Origin of the sequence: Fusibacter bizertensis (genome assembly GCF_029914245.1) — a bacterium.
GTDB lineage: Bacteria > Bacillota > Clostridia > Peptostreptococcales > Acidaminobacteraceae > Fusibacter_C > Fusibacter_C bizertensis.
Genome location: NZ_JARYZI010000011.1, coordinates 104795 through 126576 on the forward strand (window position 1 = coordinate 104795; position 21782 = coordinate 126576).

The window sequence follows — 21782 nt, forward strand, 5'->3', positions numbered from 1 at the left end:
AACTAAGTAAAATATTCTCAAATTTTAAATTTTACACTTTATATTAGTATACTTTTATTTTATAAATAAATAAAGCAATGAGTTTAATTTTTCACTTGCAATCAAAAAAAGTCGCCTCCACTAAGTGGAAAGCGACTTTTAAAAACAGTTCTTATAATCCCAAAGTAGGATACATTTGATTTTCAAGTGTTCTTAAAACAAAATTAAGATGTTTCTTTTCTTCTTTCATAACGATGTTAATTTCTTTTGAAGCAATATTGGGGTAAAGCGTATGCAGTTCTTGTACGAGAATTAATGTATCTCTCTCAATCTTCTCTGCAATCACAAGTGCATCTTCTTTTACAAATCTCTTTTTCACTGCATCATTTCTAAAATAACTGAATTTAACCAGCGATTCAAGGAACTCGTGTGCTTCATCATCCACTTCAACTATAAGATCACCTTCAAATTGATGCATCAATGAAGTATACATTTCTTCATGACGTTCCTCATCCTTAGCGAGTTTATCAAATACAGCTTTTGCTTTTGGATGAGATACTTGATTCGAGAGTTCATGATATAGAATAGCAACTTTCTTTTCAGATTCAACAAGTAACATTAACAAGTCTTTTCCATTATAAGTTTTCATTGGTACCCTCCTTTGTATAAATCCAGGCAATATATATCTTACTTTTTTCATATCTCTAAAGTAGCTCGACAATTTTAAACAGCGAATCAGCATCCATATCCTGATCAAGGAGATAAATTTCTGTAATCTTAAGGTATGAGTAAATCGCCTTAACTTCTGCTATCACTTCTTGTTCTTTTTTTATCTTATTTTTGAAAAAAGGCTCAACTATATCCGGTGGTAAAATTTTATTAATGATAATCTCAGCAACAGGTTGATGAGCGTCATTTAAATACTTCATAGCCTTTTTAGTTTCTTCTAGTGGCATTTTTTCAGGATTCATCACTAGATGAATAGAAGTGTTATCAGAGCGAATCATGTCTTTTGCTTTCAAAAACGTATCCCGTCTGATCTTTAGTCGCGCAAGAATCGGATCATCTTCTTTTAGACCGAGCATCGCTTTAAGTTTTACTATTTTTTCTCTTTTCTTAATTAACCCTTCAAACCATTCAATTAATAGTTCTGGTAGTGTCAATAACCTCAAAGTATGACCAGTAGGTGCGGTGTCAAAAATCATCACATCATAGACATCTTTATGCAAATCCATAAGTTCTATCATTTTATCAAATAAACTTGCCTCATGTGTACCTGGCATTACTCTAGCTGCTCTTAACTGTTTATTAACATCCTCAAGGACAACTGGACTAAGAATCGAATTTAAATCTCTTCTAATTTGGTCAATGTATAAATTTGCTTCTTCTTCAGGATCAATTTCAATGGCATCCAGTAATGGTGTGATACTCTTTAGTTTTGATCCTACCTGGATACCCAATACGTCAGAAATTGAGTGGGCAGGATCAGTGGAAACTAGCAATGTTTTTTTGCCAAGTTTTGTATAGTAATGCGCTCTTGCTGAAGAAAGGGTGGTTTTACCCACCCCACCTTTTCCTCCGTAGAATTCTACCTTTAACATCAGAATCTCCTTAAGGATCTATGTCGAGGTCTGAAAATCGTTCTTCCCAGATACTCTTTCTCTTAACCATTCTCTTTATCCATGCTTCTTCTTCCTCCACCATATACGGAATTAGTTCCAACATATAATACATGGTCGGAAAATTTAGTCCTAATAAGTCAGCTCTAGCAGCCAATAGAAAATTATCCTCTTCTTGTCTTAGATCTTTTTCAATCAATGTATAAGCTTTTTTATTAAAACCAAGTGCACCAGTGAAAAACAGCGCAATATTCTCTAGAAATTTCATTATTCTTTTTTTACATCTGCAATTTTATCCACTTTCAAAGCTTTTGAAGCTTCCAATATCAGAATAATTGCAAGAACAAATAAAATCACAGAGAAAATCAAGAGAATCGGTTGAGATAAACTTTGCATGATAAGAATCACTAACGCAACAAGTGTCACAGAAAACATGAAGATCATTGGAAGTACAACAAATTTATTGGTCTTATTATTCTTTTTAAGCCAAACAGCAAGTGCAAGAAGTGAAAGTGCTGCTAGTAATTGATTTGCTGAACCGAACAAAGGCCAAACAGTTCCCCAACCATAGAAAGACAAAGAACCTGCTATAATAACGGTTATTGCTGTTGCACCATATCTATTTGTAAATACAGTCTCTTTAGTTTGGTTTTCTTTTGTAAACATTTCCTGGAAAATAAATCTTGCAAGACGTGTCGCAGTATCTAAAGTAGTCATTGCAAAAGCAGAAATTGCAAGTGCAGTAAAACTTTTACCTATTGTAAATGACAATCCGAAACTAGTCATAAAGGATCCAAGACCATCACTAAATACGTTAACTGGGCCACCATTTCCTAAAAGTTCAGTTAGTTTTCCACCAGTTACATATGCAGCTGTTATGATGGCAAGTGTTGCAAGTACACCTTCTATTAACATTGAACCATAACCGATGACTTTGATGTCTTTTTCATTATCAAGTTGTTTTGATGTTGTACCTGATCCCACAAGTGAGTGGAATCCAGAAATAGCACCACAAGCAACTGTGACGAAAAGCATTGGAAATAAATAAGTTCCATTTACATTAAAAGCCGTAACACCCGACAATTGAAGTGTAGGACGCATAATAACGATTCCTACTACACCGCCAATTAACATTGCATATAAAAGGAATGAGTTCAAATAATCCCTTGGCTGTAATAGAATCCAAACAGGTGTAACAGATGCAACAAAGATATAACCAAGTAAAATTACCATCCATGTGTTTTTTGAAAGTGATAGAGGAAAATTAGTACCTAGGAATATAGCGCCAATTAAAAGCGCAACCCCAATTACTGTTCCTAAAGCTAAGTTTACTCCTTTTCTATACACAGCATATCCAAAGAATATCGCAAGTAAAATGAAGAGCATTGAACTGGAAGCTGCTTCTGGAACTGAAACAAAAGTGTTAGCAACAATATTGGCAAAAGCAGCAATAACAAGAATTAAAGTTAGCCATGCAAATATGGAAAAAAGTTGTCTCCCTTTTTTGCCCATTGTTGTACCTATTACTTCACCAATTGATTGTCCCTTATGTCTAACCGACGCGAACATAGACCCCATATCATGTACGCCACCGAAAAATATGGACCCTATAATAATCCATAAAAACACTGGAATCCACCCAAAAATTGCTGCCCCAATTGGCCCAACTATAGGTCCAGCCCCGGCAATAGATGAAAAGTGATGTCCTAGAAGTACTGGTGCTTTAGCAGGTACATAGTCGACACCATCATTCATAGTGTGTGCTGGCGTTTTTCTACTTGGATCTACTCCAAACTTTTTTGCCAACCATGAGCCATAGGTTGTGTAAGCCACTAAAAATAAAACGATAACCACAATTACTAATGTTAATCCGTTCATGTTTTTCCCCCTAAGCTAATAATTTTGCGAGTTTTTTTTGATCATTTTGACCAAACTTGTTGGTGATAATGTTGTTTTGAGAATCAATTAGGATCAATTTGACTTTAATCCAACCTTTCAGTCCCCATAAAATACTTTTAGATGGATTAAATCTCCCCACCATTTTTTTATAATCACTTGAAAGCTGATCTCCTGTACTCACAATAACAGTTAATAAAGTCTCCATATGATTTTCATCTGATGGTGTGAATTGGTTCAAATAATTGTTAATAAATATGTTGATTTCGGAAAAGATTTGATCATTAAAGGTTTCATAGTGTTTGTAATATACTTCTTCATAATTTGAAAAAGCATAGTACTCCATCTTTTTGACTGCCATATACTTTGAATTTCTTTGGTAATATTTTGCCATGAAATCAAAATCAAAGCCTAGACACTGATATGATTCATATGTGTCATAATAACGGTCATAACCTTTCATCAATTGCTCTTTAAACATAATTCACCTCCTCACTAATATATTACAAAAAAAAAATATAACAACTCACTATTTTTTGTGAGTTGTCATAAATTAAGCGTAAACTGTACGTTTTTGAGTTTAGATGTCCATGATTCTTTTGAATGTTTGCACATTTGATCGACTAATGGGGATCAATTCACCAAAGTCTTCCATTTTCACGAGATACGTTCTTTCAACAGGCTCAATAAGATTGATGTGTTTAAGATTGATGATGTAACTTCGGTGGCATCTAAAGAAAACTGAATCCCGAAGTGACTCTTCTAATTTTCCAATTGTGTTTTCATAAACAAAAATCTGATTTTTTGTAAAGATTTCAACATGTTTATCATTTGCACGACAGTATCGGATTTCATCATATTTAATCGGTCTGAGGACCTCCTTCTCATATATGAACAGAAAATCCTTATCCATTTTTTGAGAACAAGACCTAGTTCGAAACTGCCTCACTTTATCTAGCGATTTATTAAGTCTAGCATTATTGATGGGCTTAAGTAAGTAATCCACTGCATCTATTTCATATGAAGAAACAGCATATTCTGTATAAGCAGTCACAAAAATAACATGAATATTCTTGTGAGCTAATATCCTCTTTGCACATTTCAAACCATTAGTCCCAGGCATCTGTATATCTAGAAAAACGATATCAACATCATGAGAAATGATATAATCATATGCCTTTTCGGGATCCATAAAAGTACTTTTAATTTGAACGTCTTCACATAAAGATAATTGAAATGCTAACTCTTCAATAGCCAGATACTCATCGTCGACAATCACAACATTCATACTTTTTCTCCTCTAGATATTGAAAATGAAACCAAAGTTCCACTTCCGGGTTTAGTCTCAAAATATAGTCCTTTGTTGTTTTTATAAGTAGCCAAAAGTCTCTTATGTGTGGTCATTAGACCAATACAGTTGGTTTTCTCATCCAATTTATATATACTATCTACAATTTTCTGATCAATACCAACGCCGTCATCTTCTATTGTAAACTCATAAACCCCTTCAAAAGCCGAAATAATAATTCTTACTTTTCCACTACTTTTGTATTCGAAAATACCATGTTTAATCGCATTTTCAATAAGAGGTTGAATAATTAAAGGGGGGACCTCAATATCAAGTTGTTCTGGAACATCAAACTCAACTGACAGACGATTCCCAAAACGAGCCTTTTCAAGTTCAAGGTATGCCATTACTTGATCCAGTTCTTTTTCAAGGGTTATAAAGCAACCATTATGGATGATGTTATTTCTAAAATAATCTGAAAATTTTACAAGTAGTTCTCGTGCATGTGTGGGTTCTATTCTTATGAGCGCATGGATAGTGTTTAATGCATTAAACAAAAAATGTGGATTAATTTTTGCTTGCAATACGGATAGCTCCGCTTTATTTAATAGGTGTTTTTGCTCGTCAAGATGACTAAGTTCAAGTTGAGTTGAAAACAGCATTGCAAGTCCACTCGCTAGTTTTTCATCTACCATTGAAGTTTTAGTCTTCCCAAATGTATATAGTTTTATTGTACCTATTGCTTCGCCATTTACGATCAGAGGTGCTATGACGACACTTAAATTTCTATTCTTTTTAGCATTCACATCCAGTAATGATGAAATTACAACATGTTGTTCCATCGCTTGCTTGGTAATACTAGAATGTATTAAATCACCCACACTAAAACCAAGAGTCTCAATCCCCTCATAAGCAAGAACTCTCTCATGATCTGTAATTGCCACAGCATCTACGCTCGCTATATCTCTAATAATTCGAACAACATTTTGACTTGCATCAGTAGTTAATCCCAACCTTAGATATTTCATAGTTTCACGTGCAATTCTCAGTGCTTGTTCAGAACGAAACGCGCCTTGCATATCATTGTTCTTAAGCCTATTCTCATAAATGATAATCATTAGTGCTATGCCTATGGAATTGGTTAAGACCATTGGAAATGAAATTATTCTAACTAAAGACAGGGCTTCTTCAAATGGTTTTGCTATCAATAAGATAATCATCATTTGTACGGTTTCGGTAAGTATACCAGCCATAAATCCAAATAAAACTTTATTTTTGCTTCTAAAAAAATACTGCGAGATTAATCCTGCAATTAAGCCTTCAAGTGCCGTAGAGATGCCACAAGACAATGCGGTAAACCCACCAACGTCAATCAAAAATCTATGCCCACCAGCTATCAAGCCTGATAACACACCAACAAAAGGACCTCCTATTAGACCTCCAAATACTACGCCAATCATTCGATTATTTACAATTGCGCCCATATAGGGAATCCCTGAATAAGTACCTAATATGCCCATGAAACCAAAAACCATTGCAAGAATAATTTTATCTCTAAAACTGAATTTTCGATTATGAATGATTTTTATAAACATCTTGGTGCTAGAAAAAATATAGATCACCAAGAAAATCAACGATACTTTCGTGGTGAGTCCCCAAAGCAAATCTGCCATGTGTTCGCCTTCTTTCGAAAAGATATCAATAATTGATTCATATAATTAACATTATTCTACAATATATGTCTACCTCTTTTAATAACCTGAAGTGGTGTTAGTAATGTCTCGGGTTGCTGCTCTGGATTAGTTTTAAATATGACAAGATCTGCATTCTTTCCTATAGAGATGCTACCAGCTTTATCATCTATACCAACTAACTTTGCACCATTTATTGTAGATGTTTTAATCGCTTCAAGTACACCCATTCCATTTTCAACCATTAGTAGAATTTCTCTTGGTGAGTCGCCGTGGTAATTAAGCGGTGTACCAGCATCTGTGCCCATTGCTATAGGAATATTATATTCAAGCGCTAACCTAAAGCTATTTAGATGTTTTCGATACACGTCGATTCCTTTTTTCAATGCAAATTCAGGTATACCTCCATCTTTTCCTTTTTTAACGATATTATCAACTGCAGATAATGTTGGTACCATATAGGTTTGAGCTTCTGCCATCATTTGAGCGCCTTCGCGATCTAATAAAGTAGCATGTTCAATAGAATCAATACCAGCTAAGACAGAATTCTTAATTCCCTGAGTGCTGTGACAATGTGTACAAATCTTTCTGCCTGCTTTATGCGCTTCTTCTGTTGCAGCTTTTAATTCATCAATGTTAAACTGATAAGCGTTGACGTCAACACCTGGTGTAAGCACACCACCTGATGAAATTACTTTTATTAAATCAGCGCCCGCTTTCAATTGTTCTCTTACAGCTTTTCTGACTTCAGTCTCGCCATCGGCTTCTCGTCCGATAAAATACCCGTGCCCACCTGTCATGGTTACAATTTTACCAGCAGCATACAAATCTGGTGATAGTAATTCACCATTTTTAATATGTTTTTTAAGCTCAATATCATAATGGTTAATGCCACCAACATCTCTAATCGTAGTAACCCCGCTTTTTATATGCCTTTCCAAGTTTTTAATCGCTAATAAGACATAATCAGTTGTATTCATACTTTGAACGCTGCCAATAGTGTCTGCATCACCAGCCATAAAAATATGGGTATGACAATCAATTAGTCCTGGAATCATATAGCAGTTTTCATAAGAAAAATCCTCATACACACCTGATAATTTCCCCATATTAAGAATACTTCCATCCTTAATTTCTATATCTGTATGCTCTAGCCACTTTTCATTTATAACATCTAATACATTTAAATTTTTATAAATCATACTATCCCCCATGTCAATGAACTCAACTTTTTAGAGTGGCCTATTTAATTAAAATATCAATTATTTTAGATATTTATCAAACCATTCTGTTATCTCTTTAAGTCTTCTAATCCTATGCTTTGGTTTACCCGATCTACTAAGCTCATGATTTTCACCTCTAAATAGGCAAAATCTTGATTCAACGCCATGGTATTTTAACGCAGTGTACATCTGCAAACCTTCTGCCATCCAGCATCTATAATCTTCTTCTGAGTGTATAAATAGTGTTGGCGTTTTTACTTTATCAGCAAATTTCAAAGGTGATTGATCCCATAGTTTTTGCATGTCATTCCAAGGTGTAGCTGCTTGTTGATCCTCAACAAAATAGTAGCCTATATCAGTGGTATTAAATTTAGAAATCCAGTTGGAAATACTTCTTTGTGATGCAGCCGCTTTAAATCTATCAGTTTGCCCTATGATCCAGTTGGTCATAAAGCCACCATAAGAGCCACCAGTTACACCTAATTTATTTTCATCAATAAATGGATATTTAGCCAGTACTAGATCTGTAAATTTCATAATGTCTTTGTAATCTATATCACCAAATTTTCCTCTTATGTCAGAAAAAGCATTGCCTCTTCCATCGCTGCCTCTTGGATTGCAGAAAAATACTGCGTACCCTTCATTTGTCCAGTATTGCATCTCGTGGAAATACACTGCACCATATACAGTTTTAGGTCCACCATGAATGTTCAATATACCAGGATATTTTTTATTTTCATCAAAGTCTACTGGCTTCATTACCCAGCCTTCTATGATGATGCCACCATCTGTCTCAAAGCTTAATTTTTCAGGTTTAGATAATGTTTTGGTTTCAAGTACCCATTGATTAAATGTAGTTATCTGGGACTCTTTATCGTTCTCAAGTTTATAAAGTTCTTGTAGTTTATTGTCTCTAAGACCTATAAATACTATATTTCCATCAAAAACATCAAAACCATCAACTGCCCCTTTTTCTTTAGTAACTCTTTCATAATTTCCAGTACCGTCTATTCTATTAATATATGAACTATCGTATTCTGTAGTCATATAATACAGATATTTGCCCTCTACTTTTATACTATTATAGCTACCATATCGCGTGTCTGATCCTACAGAATTCCTAAGATTATAGTCCAAATTTAGATCTGATAAAGTCATCACTTCACCAGCTTTATCCATCTTATAAATCAGGGCATTTTTATTCATCCCAAATTCAAGCATATCAGAACCAGCAAATACAATTTCATCTTGAAGAAAATCAGCAAAGCTATAGTTGAAAGGTGCTTTCATTGATAAATCTTCAAGTAGATTCTCATTTATATTGTATTTATATAAATTTGAGCCGAGTTCCATCTTGTCTTTAAATTTATTTCCTATTATTAGCACCATAGATTGATCATCATTTATTTTGAAATTTTCGACATTTGTATATTCGTCAGTTATTGGTTTAATCGTATTTGTTGTTTTATTAAAAGTATAAAGTCTATTTCTTTTTTTATTAGAATAACCTTTTCCATTTTGCCAAAATGGGATTTCATCTAATACTTCATAGTCTTTTTCATCTGCAAGATCCTCAAGTTTAGGCGCGTTCAAGTCGTACAGTGCTTTTATGATAAAGGTATCTTCATCTACCAGCTCTATCCCAGAAACATCTAAAAGTACTTCAAATACTTTATTTGCTTCTCCACCATCTATGGCTATTTCATAGTAACAGGTGAGTTTTTCTCCTCTGTCTTTTCTTGCTTGATCCTTTTGATCTCTAATGGTAGAAAACAGCAACGTTTTTTCGTCTTTAAAAACGAAATTGGTTTCTTTATTCCCTGAAGTTAACTGAAAAGATTTATCTTTTTCTAAATTATAAATATAGATATTAGATAGGTATGTGTTATTTTTTTCATCCATTTCGTGAAGTATAAACCCTATGTTTTTGCCATCAGGTGCATACTTGATTCCCGATAATGATCTGTACTTTGTCATGTCATTTAATTTGAGTTTTTCCATATCAACCTCGCTTTTTCATATATTTTATGTAATTTTGTTCATGTAATATTACTTTTTATAAGTTTATATTATTTCTATAATTAATACAATTATGCGCCTCGATTTATTTATATACTATCATATCTTATCCTTATTACAAGGTCAGCACGAGGTTGTGGTTCATATTTTCAAAGTGTATTTTATAAGCTAGACAAAAAAATCCCTTGGGATTAAGAAGTGTAAACCGCTCATAAACACCAAGGAATTATTTATTACTCATATTTACTTTTTTTATTTTCATACATGAATTTGTCGGCTTTATTGATCATTTCTTCAGGGTTGTTTTCATCTGTTAGTTCGCAAATCCCTACACTTATAGATAATGCAATCTTAGTATTAGATACGTTAAGAAACACCGTTTTTAGCGAGTTTGTAATTCTATCAATAATTTTTTGAGCCATATCAACTGTTGAATTCGGAAAGATAATTACAAACTCATCTCCACCATATCTACCAAATAGATCATCTTGACGAATCACGTCTTTGACAACAGCTGCAAACATTTTAAGTGCGTTGTCACCCTCAAGGTGACCATATATATCATTTATTTGTTTAAATTTATCAATATCCATCATAGCTACTGATATTTTGTTTTGAAAATGTAAAGCAGATTCAAACTCAGTGTTAAAGCGGCTCATCAAATACTGACGACTTAAAACACCTGTCAAACCATCTTTTTGCGCCATTTCTTTCAAAATATATCCCTCAACTTTTTCAGTTACATCTAGACAACTACCGATAAAACCTGAAAATACACCTTCATCATCAACTGCTGGTACACCAATATCGTTAATCCATCGCCATTCACCATCATGACGACGCAATCTATATTCCATTTCAAAAGCACTTCTACTGGCGAAATTTTCCAAATAAATTTTGACACATCTGTCTAAGTCATCTGGATGTACACCTTCGATCCAGCCATCTCCATACTCTTGCTCGAAAGAACGACCTGTAAAATTAAGCCAAGTTTTATTAAAGTAATAACATTTTGCATCAAGACCTGATCTCCAGATTAAATTAGGAGCGGTCTCAACGATAGTCCTATATTCACTATAACTTAATTCCATGGACAACACTCCCTTCAATTATGTAAGTGGTTTGAGTTTATACCAGTTCATTAGTGCACACTCCTAAAAGCTACTAGGAAAATGAATTGTTTTATGTTCAGTAGATACCCTTTTTTACACCTATGTAACATGAGCGTATTGTGAATTAGAAAATCCCTGCGTATTAATAAACGCAAGGATTCTAAATTGACTCAATTATTCATTTAATAGTTTTACCCATAAAGCGGGACGAACACCGCCAGGTGATTGTAGCCACCACCATTTGAGATAATTTTACCGGTTGACGCGACGTCAAAGTCAAGTTTATCTACAGAGATTATTTCTTTTTATTTTTAAGCCACTCCGAAATAACCTTTCGAGCAATTGGAGCGGCTATTTGACCACCATCTTTTGATTGATATTCTAATATGACGGCTATGGCAATTTCTGGGTTTTCAGCAGGTGCAAAGCCGATAAACCATGCATGGTCATTGCCTTCGCCTTGGTTTGATTTCTCATTTTGAGCAGTACCAGTTTTTCCGGCTACTTCAACGCCCGATATAGCCGATTTTTGACCTGTACCATTTCTAACGACTTCGATCATCATATCTTTGATAAGCTCAGAAGTTTTAGCATCAGTAAATTTGTACAATTTTTTAGCTATTGTTTCTGTTAGCACTTTATTGTTTTTATCAGAAACACTTTTCACTAAATACGGTTTCATTATAACACCCTCATTTGCAATTCCTGAACAAATAAGTGCCATTTGAAGCGGTGTAACCAGTAGTTTTCCTTGCCCAATTACTGTAGCAGCAAACTCAGTTTTGCTACTGATCTCAGTGTTAATACTACTTTTGTTTAGTGGAAGATCAAAACTGAACTTTTTATTTATTCCTGATTTTTCAGCTGTTTGTATAAGTTTTTTTGAGCTTAAAAGCTCTGATAATTTAGTAAAATAGACATTACTTGAAAAAGCCATTGCCGAGGTCATATCAAGCTCGCCATAGGCTTTATTACCTGAATTTGAAAAAGTTTTACCATCTATGATGACACTACCCGTATCCTCAACTTTAAAATCAACAAGACCGTCTTCAATCGCAGCAATTGCAGTTACAATTTTAAAAGTAGAACCAGGTGGATATAGTCCAAGGATAGCACGTGGCAACAGAGGGCTACTTTCATTTGTTGATACTTCATCCCAATTTTTCTCGAGTGAACTTTCATTAGGATTATAATCAGGCGTACTTACCATTGCTAGAATTTCACCTGTTTTGGGGTTAATTGCTACGATAGAACCACGACTATCACCCATCAGCTCTCTTGCCTTAGCTTGTAGATTGTGATCAATGGTTAATATGAGATTATCCCCTGTCTTATCTTCGCCTGTAACTAGACTTACTATATTACCAACAAGTCCAAGTGCATTTATACCTAGTAAAGTATCATTATATTGTGCTTCTAAAAGTGTTTTACCATATATGTCGGAATTATACCCTATAACGTGTGCGTAAAGGTTCTTAAAAGGATAATTTCTACTCATGGCGCCATCACTTACCTTTGTAAATGCTAAAACCTCGCCATTTCTATCAAAGATTTGACCTCTAATAATCCCAGCTTCATTTGCTTTAAGACGTCTGTTATAGCTATTTGCCATGATTGACTCTTTTCCATATAATTCAAAATAACTCATATAGACAATTAGACTTATAAAAATCAAACTGATTAATATAAAAATATGGAGTATCCTACTATTTGTTGTCGATTTTTTCAAATTCAAACGCCTCCTCTCTTAAAATAGATCCGGAAAGTGCTTGAAGTAGCCCTAGTATCAAAAAACTAGAGAGCATTGAAGAACCACCATAACTTACAAAGGGTAAAGTGATGCCTGTAAGTGGGATTAGTTTTGTTACACCACCAATTATTAAAAAGGTTTGAAAAGCAACTGTAATAGTCAATCCAAATGCAAGTGATTTAGTAAAAGGATCACGTAGACCAAGGCAGATTTTTATACCTCTGTATAGTAGCAGCACAAACATAATGATAATGGCTATACCACCAAATATCCCCATTTCTTCGCAAATTGCCGAAAAAATAAAGTCTGTTTCCACATTTGGTATAAAATGAGGATAGCCAAATCCTATGCCCGTCCCAAAAAAACTACCACTTCCAATTGCAAAAAGTGATTGCGTAATTTGATAACCTTTTCCAGCTATATCTGCAAATGGATTCAGCCAGCTATCCACTCTCACTTGCAAATGAGGCATTATTTTTACTGCAATAAGTGCAGCACTACCTGCCAAGATCGCATTTGTAGCTATAAACGTTATTGCTTTTTCAAATACATATATCGTCGACAAATAGACCATAAAGATTAAAAGTGCTGTCCCAAACTCCCTTTGAAGTACAAAAAATCCAAGTATTATAAAGACCATGATCATAAGTATCCATTTGGGTGAGGCTGATCTATCACCTAGTTTCAATCGAAGTGCCTCAGGATTAGAGACAAATGAGGCTATAAAAAAAACAAACAAGATTTTGATAAATTCAGAAGGTTGAAAAGAAATCTTACCTAGTACAATCCAATTTTTTGCTCCATTTATGCTTTTGCCAATGAGCAAAGTAAGTATAAAAAGTATGATCATTAATATATAAAAAAACCAAATTGATCGAATGCGCTTATTTACGAGTTGGAATATAGAACTTGTCACTAAAAATATGCTTAACCCTGTCAAATACCATATGAACTGTTTGAATCCAACATCAGTAGATAACCTAAGTTGCATCGCAAGCCCCAGACTTAAAATCATAGCCACTATAATCGCTAGATAAGTATCACCCATTTTATATTTTCTAAGTATAATATAGGTCAAATAGTTTAACACTACCTTAGACGCACCAATCATCAAGATGAACATCACAAAAACGCCACTTCTAAACGAGAGCAGCGTAAATAGAGAAAGATCAATAAGCGCCACTAAATGCATAGGCGTCATAGGATTTGGTTGTTTTTCTTTTTTTATCAAATAACTATTCATCTAACTTTCCACCTTCAGAAAATACAAGTTTTGTTATTCCAAGCGATATCTCATCATCCTCTTTGAGTAAAACAGGTCTTGAAAGCCTTTCACCATTGATATAAGTGCCATTTGCGCTCCCTAAATCTTTTATGGTAAAGCCTTGACTTATTCTTTCAAGCTGAACATGCTGTGACGAGATATGAGGATCTGAAATCGCTATCTCACATTCTAGCGATCGACCAATTATGATCTGTGTATTTTTCAGCGGGAAAATTTCAGTAACGGTATTGGTTCCGGTTTGTTCAATTGATGACAAAAGTTTTAAATGTGGATTTGAGACCTTTGTTTCTTCCCAGACTGTCATCTTTTTTATATCTATATAGATTAGTTTAGCAATTTTTAAGATAAATAGATAAATGATAAAAGTTAATATATATTTAGTTGCCATTACAATTACTTCGTACATAAAATCACCTCAGAATTGATTATATCATTCAAATCATATCTTTAATCATATTCCGAGCAAATTTATTGTATTTGTAAAGATGAGATAAAAAACTACTGAGTTTTTAATATACTCAGTAGTTTCCTAATTAATCAGCATAACCTGCTGGATTTTGTGATTGCCATTTCCACGAATCACGCACCATATCTTCTAGGCTATAAATTGCTTTCCAAGAAAGCTTTTTATTGCTCTTATCTGGGTTCGAATAACAAACGCCGATATCGCCATCTCTTCTCTCAACAATTTTAAAGGCTATGCTTACATCGTTAACTTTTTTAAAAGTATTAACCATCTCTAAAACCGAATAGCCCGTGCCAGTGCCTAAATTAAAAGCTTCACAGCCCTTGTTTTGCTCTAAGTACTGAACGGCTGCCACATGTCCTTTAGCTAAGTCAACCACATGAATATAATCTCTTACGCCAGTACCATCTGGCGTGTTGTAATCATCACCATAGATACTGAGAAAATCACGTCTCCCTATTGCCACTTGTGTTATATATGGCATTAAGTTAGTGGGTACACCTCGAGGGTCCTCTCCAATCATTCCCGAATGATGTGCACCAATAGGATTAAAATACCTTAATAATGCAACGCCCAACTCTGAGTCAACTCTTGCCATATCTTTTAAGATTTGTTCCGTCATATATTTGGTCCAACCATAAGGATTTGTACAATTTCCAGTCTTGCTTTCTTCACCTAGTGGCATGGGATTGTTAACATCATAAACTGTTGCAGAAGATGAAAAAATGATATTTTTTACGCCGTATTTCTCCATCACTTTAGTTAATACCAAAGTAACGTTCAAGTTGTTGTCATAATAATGCCATGGATTATTGACAGAGTCTCCTACGGCTTTCAGTCCTGCAAAATGAATGACACAATCAATCTTATTGTCACTAAAAATTTCTTCTAGTAATTTTTGATCCCTAACATCACCTTCATAGAATTTAACTGTTTTGTTTGTCAAAAGGCCTACTCTATCTAAACATCTAGGGTTAGAATTACATAGATTGTCTATCACGATCACGTTGTATCCGTTATCAATCAACTCTACACATGTATGTGAACCAATGTAACCAGCACCACCCGTTACTAATATAGTCATAATACGCTCCTTGTCTATAGTTGCTTTGTTAAATCATCTGTTTAGTTTTCTTTGCCCCAAAGTGAATAGGGGTAATGTCCTTCTTCTATCATGCTTGTGATGAAGGCTTTTACTGTATGCTTATCTTCAGCATACGTAACGCCATACCATTTTTCAGTAGAAGTCAGCACCTTAACTGTTGCCTTGCTTTCTTTAAGTAATTCTGACACTGTTGTAGGTAAAAAAAACTCTGCCTTTAATGGATTAGTTAATAGTGCCTGTTCTAAAAATGACGAGAACCTCAACTCGGCTTCTTCAATCAAACTTGGCGTGAAACCCCATAAGTTCATAGATACAATGGTCTCATCTGGAAGACTAATCCAAGAATTGCCATCATCTATGGTGAAATGTATGCCATCTTTTATTTTTTCAATTCGTGTGCGCTCAACAATTGTTTCCAAATAACGCTCTCCTCGAATACCACATATACCTCGTGAAACGTAACCATTTTCAGTAACTGTTTTACTCAGTTCATAGCCAACCATACAGTAATTATATTTCTCATGGTCTCTTTGATCCTCTAGATAACTATAAATCAACTTATAGGCAGATTTACCATAATAATCATCTGAGTTAATCACTGCAAAAGGAGAATTGCCAATAGCCTCTTTAGCGCTCAGGACTGCATGACCAGTTCCCCAAGGTTTTGTTCGTTCCTCTGGTACGGTATACTTCGATGGAATATTGTTCACTTCTTGAAAAGCAACGCGAATTTCAATAGGCGCACTGCTAAGTCTCTTTACCACCGTTTCCATAAAGATATCTTTAATCGCTTCTTTAATCACAAATACGACGGTATCAAATCCAGCCTCAATTGCATCATAAATTGAATAATCTAATATTGCCTCGCCACATGGTCCGATAGGATCAATCTGTTTTAATCCACCATATCTACTCCCCATGCCTGCTGCCATTACAACTAGAATTGGTTTGTTCATCTTAAACTACTCCTTTTACTTATTTGCTTTCTTCCTTAACAATCAACGACATTTCATCAAATTTTCGCATCATCTCAGAGGCTAATTTTAACTGTGTTCTACATCTATCTAAGTTATGATCAGAGTACCTTATACCAAAGTAATGGTCCCCTTCTAAATAATCTGTTAAAAACCTTATGCCGCATTCAAGCGTCATCGTTAATGCACCAAGAGGAAAGACTTCACGTTCTTTCGTAGTTAAACCTGGACACGCTTTTAAGAATCCTCTCGTAAAAATTCGATACATCTCTAGATCAATCGTCATTTTGTCTAAATCTTTTTCATCTTCAGCAGCAGTTGCAGCCCCAAATCGAATAGAGTCTCCAAAGTCATAGGCAGTAAGGCCAGGCATCGTCGTATCTAGGTCTATAACACACATCGCCTCACGTGTTTTCTCATGTAACATGACATTATTTAATTTTGTATCATTGTGGGTTACTTTAAGTGGTAGTTCACCTGACTTTAGCAAGCCAACTAATTTACCCGCTATGCTTTCATGCTTTAAAATAAATTCAATTTCAGGCTGAACCAACTTTGCACGATCTATAGGATTTTCAGCTAGTGCTTTGCGGAACAATTTGTATCTATTGGGTGTATTATGAAAGTTTTCAATTGTTTCATATAACGTTTCTGCTGGAAAGTCTTTTAATTGTTGCTGAAAAGTTCCAATACCTATTGCTGCTTGATAGAAATCCTCTGGGGTTTCAGGTGATTGAAGGCAGATAGAATTCTCAATAAAGTCATAGATTCGCCAGTCACTATCTTCTTCAAAGTGAAACCAGTCTTGACCCTCTTTTGTCTTAATCAAAGTTAAAGCACTATAGGGTTGATCATTTTTTTCATGTAAATACTCTGTAATTGCTGCAATATTTTGCTGAAGTTGAGATACATTCGGAAAAGCTCTATTACTGATTTTCTGCAAAATATATCGCCTTCCTGATCTAGTTACAACTAGATAAGTAACATTGATATGGCCATTTCCATATCGTTCACATGATATTGGTACATCATCTATTCTAAATTGACTCAAAATGTGCTTATAATATTTATCCATAATACTCTCCATAGGGTTATTAAATTTTTACTCAAAGCAAAGTTGTGATTAAAAAAAAACCGCCCTGCTAAGCAGGGCGGTGAATGTTAGATTTCATACCACCTTATCTCATTAGCATCCATATCCAAGGCGAATGAGCCATTATTTGTAAATACAACAGTAGACTGAGGCGTATACGTATTATTAACTACGCAATATTTGCCATTTTTTACAAAGGCATGTACCTCTACGTTGTAATTAGTAGAAAACCACTTATTTAGCTCTTCTTCGCCATGTGCTGCCCATAGAATAGCACGATATAGTATACGACTATTTTCAAAAGTATATGGTAAACCTGACATGTAGACACTTCTACCACTTCCGAAAGTATTAACAGCCATTTGTACTTCTTTGTCCCTTTGAACTAAAATCTGAGTATCGGGAAGTGCGTAGATACTTTTCTTTCCCTCACCAAAGTCTACTGAACCTTTTACATCTTCTAAAATAAAGTGTTCTTTTAATGGTTCCCAGTTGTACTTATCATAATTTAAAGTCATGCCCGTTTCTTTTTCAACGCCAAGTACCGAACTTAACTGTAGATAATGACCTTGGTATTGGTGACCTGTAGGTTCACCTACACCAATAAATCCACCTCCGCGGTGTACAAAACCTCTTATCTGAGAAGATATGATAGGATCTCTCCACTCTATACCTCCTGTTTGAGCTGTATCACCATCACCTACATTTATGATTACATCAATAGTGTCAAGAATAGTTGCATCATTTCGGATATCGTCAAATGAGATGAACTTTACATCGAAAGGCGCACCTGAAAGTGCTTCTATAATCCCTGCATATGAGTAATTTTGTTTCTGATAAAGCGCATGATGAACCATGTGACTTCCCCATGCTCTCATTTTTCCCCAACTGTTGAGTACAGCTACTCTTTTCACACAGTATGGTGTTGTTCCTTTAATATTTTCATAAAGTTCTCTAAACTCATTACATACCGATTCAATATATTCTATAAAATCTGGAAATTGTAAAGCAAGTTTTAGATAACCCCCATAGCCAATTCTATCTATCGGTTTTCTTAAAATTGCACGACGTGCGCCTACCCAATTTTCTTTTGCTTCTTTTACAGGATTACCACCTTCATGGAAAGTGTCTGGAAAGAAGTAAGGTAAAAATCTACCTTCAGTATATTTTACATTTGGAATATCTGAAATTAAACGTAAAGTTGAACCATTTCCTACAGAGCCCACAACTGCATCCATCCCTATGGTTTTCCACTCATCCATAAAAGGCTCCATGCCAATCCAGTGATCGCCTAAAAACATCATTGCCTCTAGTCCTAACTCATGTGTGATATCGACCATTTCCTTACTTAACTTTGCAACTTCACGTCTTTGAAATGCTTGAAAGTCTTTAAACTCCTTTGATGGAATTCTATATTGATTGTTATAATAGCCTTGATCTACAATATATTCTGGTCTAAATTTGTAACCAACTTCAGCTTCAAATTGTTCTAAAATATACGGCGAAACTGATGCAGAGTAGCCATACCAGTCAACGTACTTTTCACGTTTCAGTTCATCAAACATCAGTGTGAATTGATGAAAGAAAGTCGTAAATCTTATAACATTAACATAAGGATTATCTTTAATAAATTTTCTTAAGCGTTCCATTGTAAACGCCTTAGTCTTAGGCTGCCTTACATCAAACGTAATCTGATGTTCAAAGTTTTCCCAGTTATTTGTAACTGCATTGTACATATGAACCGGATCCCAAATGAGATAACCTAAGAATGCAACTGTGTACTCATGATAAGGAAGTGGATTATGAATTATAACACTTGTGGTTTCCTCATCATACTCCCATTGATCTGTTGCTAAAGGTTCACCAGTGGTTCTATCCATCACTTCCCACCAACGTTTAATATCATCTCTCGTATTAACCGCTATAAGTTCTAAGCAGATCCCTTTCATAAGATTTATCCTTAATTCCGTCTGATCTGCGGTGTGAAATCCTGTCATAATATAGCATTGCTGCACTTCTTCAGGATTTGCCTTAGCCCAAGTATTATCTTTACGAGTTGTATAGTAAGTCGCATATATTTTTGCGTTTTGATCTTGCAATTCAACTGGAAAATCAGTACCATCACAGTCTCTTATTGCATCTGCGCCCCATTTTTTTATAATCTCTATAGTCTCAGGTATAACATCTATATCTGTTGGTATGGTCACACGACCATATTTGTTATTGCTCATAGTTTCTCCTAAGATGAAATATTATTTTTATTGTTAATTGTATAATTAATTATATTTTTCATTATAAATGCCCATAGAAGTAAGTAGTAACGCTACTCCAACTGCAATGATACCTAATCCAGCTAGCTTGCCAGTCATCTTCCACCCTAAAATCACCATTACAATACCTAGAACACTAAAAATAGTGATCAAGATTATCCGTAAAGATTCATTATCTTTAGGTAAATTTTGCATCGAATCACCTTACCCTTTCAGTCCGCCAACGGTCATACCCTTAGTCAGATTCTTTTGAACACAAACATATAGTATTAGAGTTGGCAACATTACTAAAACAAGTCCCGCGTACATCGGACCGTAATTAGCTGCAGATTGCTGTGCTTGCATTAAGTTAAGTAACCCAACCGGTAGTGTTTTTGGACCTTTAGCTGAGCTCATAAGCGTCATTGAAATAATGTATTCATTCCAAAACGATAAGAAGTTAAATAAAACAACTGTAATAATAGATGGTTTTGCCATAGGAAAGATAATCTGTATCATCGTTCTGCCATACCCTGCACCATCAATGTATGCCGCTTCTTCAAAGTCTTTAGGAATAGTAACAAAGTAACTTGAAATCAGGTAGATCGTGAATGGTAAGGCTGTTGCAGCATAGACTACAGCCAGTACCGTTAAATTGTTCATTAAAAAGAAACTGCCAAAAGTCTTCTTCAGAAACTGATCGCCATCCTTAAGCATTAAAAATATAGGCACTACAATGTAGTTCACGTTAATAAACAAACCAGCCATAAATGCTGTGTTTAAAAATTTTGCTCCCCGAAACTTAAATCTTGCCAACACATAAGATGCTGGTAAAGCTACTACTAAAAGAATAGTGATTGCAAGCGTGGTCACATATACAGAATTTAGCATGTACTCGCCCATTTTTGCTGTTGTCCAAGCGGCTCTAAAATTTTCTAAATAGAAACTTGCAGGCAAACGCCATGGATTACCGTAAAATTCTACGTTTTGTTTAATGGATGCCATGAAAACCCAAGCTACTGGTATCAATATGGATAAAGCCATTAGTATTAAAACAAAATAAATGAATATCTTATATAATTTACCACTTGAAGAGGTACGCTCTTTGGATATCATATTTTCCTCCTCCTTAGTATTCCAAAACATCGCGCTTAGTAACCTTATTTACCAGCGCAGACAATGCAAAGGAAAATAGAAAAATCATAACACCAATCGCCATTGAGTATCCAAACAATCCAGCATCTTTCTGGCTGTACATGTAGCCCAGTGCTACTTCAGAAGCGCCATTTGGGCCACCAGAAGTCATGGACTTCACAAACAAGAACGCCATGTTGATGGTCGAGATGATAAAAAAGGTTAAAGTAGTTCTAATATTGGTCCAGATTAGCGGAATTGTAATCTGGAAAAATTGTGTGAAACGACTTGCGCCTTCAAGTGAAGCACTTTCATAAAGGCTCTCAGGGATACTTGACATCGAAGCCATGTACATGACTAAATAATAACCCACTGCTTGCCAAACCATTGCGATGATAATACTCACCATCACCAGCTTCTCACCCTTCCAAAGTATGGGATTGGACATATTTGTAAATAAACCAATAATTGAATTTAACATACCATTTTCTGGTTTATAGATAGCTGAGAAAATACCTGAAATTACAACAATTGACAGAATGTTAGGAATATAAAATACGATTCTAAAGAAATTCTGTCCCTTGACATTTTCGCGTGTTAGTATAGCTGCAAAGACCAATGCGGTACAAAATGTAATTAATGTCACCACAACAATAAGTAGTATAGTATTTTGCATAGATCTGATGAACTGAGCATCATTTATCAAATAGATAAAGTTATCAAAACCTACAAAAGTTTCACCCGGTGAATAGGCACCTCTTTGAAATAAGGACATCCTAAAGACATTAATTGTAGGTAAGATCATAAAAACAGTAAACAGAATTACTGCTGGAGCGACGCACAGTAAAATAAAACTGCTCCGTCCAATACTCTTTTTCATAAATAAGTCGCTCCTTTCC

The 21782-nt window shown here is 34.9% G+C and carries 20 protein-coding genes; all 20 read right to left on the minus strand.

Going from position 1 to position 21782, the window contains the following annotated elements:
* Positions 1-151: 151 nt before the first annotated feature.
* Entirely contained in the window at positions 152-628 is a 477-nt protein-coding gene (locus QE109_RS14545) for a ferritin family protein (RefSeq protein ID WP_281095272.1), read from the minus strand.
* 55 nt (positions 629-683) lie between these two features.
* Positions 684-1580 (minus strand): ArsA family ATPase, encoded by an 897-nt coding sequence (locus QE109_RS14550; protein ID WP_281095273.1) that lies wholly within the window; start codon positions 1578-1580, stop codon positions 684-686.
* A gap of 10 nt (positions 1581-1590) precedes the next feature.
* Entirely contained in the window at positions 1591-1866 is a 276-nt protein-coding gene (locus QE109_RS14555; RefSeq protein ID WP_281095274.1) for a hypothetical protein, read from the minus strand.
* Positions 1866-3476, minus strand: a complete 1611-nt coding sequence (locus tag QE109_RS14560) for a carbon starvation CstA family protein (protein WP_281095275.1) — start codon at positions 3474-3476, stop codon at positions 1866-1868. The genes QE109_RS14555 and QE109_RS14560 overlap by 1 nt, the downstream gene beginning before the upstream one ends.
* Before the next feature lie 10 nt (positions 3477-3486).
* Positions 3487-3975 carry a hypothetical protein gene (locus QE109_RS14565; RefSeq protein WP_281095276.1) on the minus strand — a complete coding sequence of 163 codons (489 nt, stop codon included), beginning with the start codon at positions 3973-3975 and terminating at the stop codon, positions 3487-3489.
* Positions 3976-4074: 99 nt separating this feature from the next.
* The gene (locus tag QE109_RS14570) at positions 4075-4782 is read right to left on the minus strand and encodes a LytR/AlgR family response regulator transcription factor (protein WP_281095277.1); all 708 of its coding nucleotides are present in this window, start codon (positions 4780-4782) and stop codon (positions 4075-4077) included.
* Entirely contained in the window at positions 4779-6455 is a 1677-nt protein-coding gene (locus QE109_RS14575) for a LytS/YhcK type 5TM receptor domain-containing protein (RefSeq protein WP_281095278.1), read from the minus strand. The genes QE109_RS14570 and QE109_RS14575 overlap by 4 nt, the downstream gene beginning before the upstream one ends.
* A 56-nt stretch (positions 6456-6511) precedes the next feature.
* Positions 6512-7675, minus strand: coding sequence for a metal-dependent hydrolase family protein (locus tag QE109_RS14580; RefSeq protein ID WP_281095279.1), 1164 nt, complete (start codon positions 7673-7675; stop codon positions 6512-6514).
* A gap of 60 nt (positions 7676-7735) precedes the next feature.
* Entirely contained in the window at positions 7736-9697 is a 1962-nt protein-coding gene (locus QE109_RS14585) for an alpha/beta hydrolase family protein (RefSeq protein ID WP_281095280.1), read from the minus strand.
* A gap of 251 nt (positions 9698-9948) precedes the next feature.
* A complete protein-coding gene (locus tag QE109_RS14590) occupies positions 9949-10806 on the minus strand; it encodes a sensor domain-containing diguanylate cyclase (protein ID WP_281095281.1) in 858 nt (285 codons plus the stop codon).
* 316 nt (positions 10807-11122) lie between these two features.
* On the minus strand, positions 11123-12556 hold the full coding sequence (locus QE109_RS14595; protein WP_281095282.1) for a peptidoglycan D,D-transpeptidase FtsI family protein: 1434 nt from the start codon (positions 12554-12556) through the stop codon (positions 11123-11125).
* Positions 12534-13820: an FtsW/RodA/SpoVE family cell cycle protein gene (locus QE109_RS14600; protein ID WP_281095283.1), complete on the minus strand. Its 1287-nt coding sequence runs from the start codon at positions 13818-13820 to the stop codon at positions 12534-12536. Before QE109_RS14600 ends, QE109_RS14595 begins: the two co-directional genes overlap by 23 nt.
* On the minus strand, positions 13813-14268 hold the full coding sequence (locus QE109_RS14605) for an FHA domain-containing protein (protein ID WP_281095284.1): 456 nt from the start codon (positions 14266-14268) through the stop codon (positions 13813-13815). Before QE109_RS14605 ends, QE109_RS14600 begins: the two co-directional genes overlap by 8 nt.
* A gap of 127 nt (positions 14269-14395) precedes the next feature.
* Complete coding sequence (galE, locus tag QE109_RS14610; protein ID WP_281095285.1) at positions 14396-15412, minus strand: UDP-glucose 4-epimerase GalE; 1017 nt, start codon at positions 15410-15412, stop codon at positions 14396-14398.
* Between the two features lie 41 nt (positions 15413-15453).
* Complete coding sequence (locus QE109_RS14615) at positions 15454-16389, minus strand: nucleotidyltransferase family protein (RefSeq protein WP_281095286.1); 936 nt, start codon at positions 16387-16389, stop codon at positions 15454-15456.
* Between the two features lie 19 nt (positions 16390-16408).
* Positions 16409-17482 (minus strand): phosphotransferase enzyme family protein, encoded by a 1074-nt coding sequence (locus tag QE109_RS14620; RefSeq protein WP_281095287.1) that lies wholly within the window; start codon positions 17480-17482, stop codon positions 16409-16411.
* 86 nt (positions 17483-17568) lie between these two features.
* Positions 17569-19731, minus strand: a complete 2163-nt coding sequence (gene gnpA / locus QE109_RS14625; protein ID WP_281095288.1) for a 1,3-beta-galactosyl-N-acetylhexosamine phosphorylase — start codon at positions 19729-19731, stop codon at positions 17569-17571.
* Positions 19732-19776: 45 nt separating this feature from the next.
* Positions 19777-19965 carry a DUF6903 family protein gene (locus QE109_RS14630; RefSeq protein ID WP_281095289.1) on the minus strand — a complete coding sequence of 63 codons (189 nt, stop codon included), beginning with the start codon at positions 19963-19965 and terminating at the stop codon, positions 19777-19779.
* Between the two features lie 9 nt (positions 19966-19974).
* Positions 19975-20865, minus strand: a complete 891-nt coding sequence (locus QE109_RS14635; RefSeq protein WP_281095290.1) for a carbohydrate ABC transporter permease — start codon at positions 20863-20865, stop codon at positions 19975-19977.
* A 13-nt stretch (positions 20866-20878) separates the two neighbouring features.
* Positions 20879-21763, minus strand: a complete 885-nt coding sequence (locus QE109_RS14640; protein WP_281095291.1) for a carbohydrate ABC transporter permease — start codon at positions 21761-21763, stop codon at positions 20879-20881.
* Positions 21764-21782: the final 19 nt, after the last annotated feature.

Excerpts from the sequence above, each read along its gene's own strand:
- QE109_RS14620 (WP_281095287.1), bottom strand. The coding sequence starts at position 17,482 with ATGGATAAATATTATAAGCACATTTTGAGTCAATTTAGAATAGATGAT.
- QE109_RS14570 (WP_281095277.1), bottom strand. The coding sequence starts at position 4,782 with ATGAATGTTGTGATTGTCGACGATGAGTATCTGGCTATTGAAGAGTTA.
- QE109_RS14555 (WP_281095274.1), bottom strand. The coding sequence starts at position 1,866 with ATGAAATTTCTAGAGAATATTGCGCTGTTTTTCACTGGTGCACTTGGT.
- QE109_RS14605 (WP_281095284.1), bottom strand. The coding sequence starts at position 14,268 with ATGTACGAAGTAATTGTAATGGCAACTAAATATATATTAACTTTTATC.
- QE109_RS14550 (WP_281095273.1), bottom strand. The coding sequence starts at position 1,580 with ATGTTAAAGGTAGAATTCTACGGAGGAAAAGGTGGGGTGGGTAAAACC.
- QE109_RS14630 (WP_281095289.1), bottom strand. The coding sequence starts at position 19,965 with ATGCAAAATTTACCTAAAGATAATGAATCTTTACGGATAATCTTGATC.
- QE109_RS14585 (WP_281095280.1), bottom strand. The coding sequence starts at position 9,697 with ATGGAAAAACTCAAATTAAATGACATGACAAAGTACAGATCATTATCG.
- QE109_RS14575 (WP_281095278.1), bottom strand. The coding sequence starts at position 6,455 with ATGGCAGATTTGCTTTGGGGACTCACCACGAAAGTATCGTTGATTTTC.
- QE109_RS14560 (WP_281095275.1), bottom strand. The coding sequence starts at position 3,476 with ATGAACGGATTAACATTAGTAATTGTGGTTATCGTTTTATTTTTAGTG.
- QE109_RS14615 (WP_281095286.1), bottom strand. The coding sequence starts at position 16,389 with ATGAACAAACCAATTCTAGTTGTAATGGCAGCAGGCATGGGGAGTAGA.
- QE109_RS14590 (WP_281095281.1), bottom strand. The coding sequence starts at position 10,806 with ATGGAATTAAGTTATAGTGAATATAGGACTATCGTTGAGACCGCTCCT.
- galE (WP_281095285.1), bottom strand. The coding sequence starts at position 15,412 with ATGACTATATTAGTAACGGGTGGTGCTGGTTACATTGGTTCACATACA.
- QE109_RS14640 (WP_281095291.1), bottom strand. The coding sequence starts at position 21,763 with ATGAAAAAGAGTATTGGACGGAGCAGTTTTATTTTACTGTGCGTCGCT.
- gnpA (WP_281095288.1), bottom strand. The coding sequence starts at position 19,731 with ATGAGCAATAACAAATATGGTCGTGTGACCATACCAACAGATATAGAT.
- QE109_RS14565 (WP_281095276.1), bottom strand. The coding sequence starts at position 3,975 with ATGTTTAAAGAGCAATTGATGAAAGGTTATGACCGTTATTATGACACA.
- QE109_RS14635 (WP_281095290.1), bottom strand. The coding sequence starts at position 20,865 with ATGATATCCAAAGAGCGTACCTCTTCAAGTGGTAAATTATATAAGATA.
- QE109_RS14545 (WP_281095272.1), bottom strand. The coding sequence starts at position 628 with ATGAAAACTTATAATGGAAAAGACTTGTTAATGTTACTTGTTGAATCT.
- QE109_RS14600 (WP_281095283.1), bottom strand. The coding sequence starts at position 13,820 with ATGAATAGTTATTTGATAAAAAAAGAAAAACAACCAAATCCTATGACG.
- QE109_RS14580 (WP_281095279.1), bottom strand. The coding sequence starts at position 7,675 with ATGATTTATAAAAATTTAAATGTATTAGATGTTATAAATGAAAAGTGG.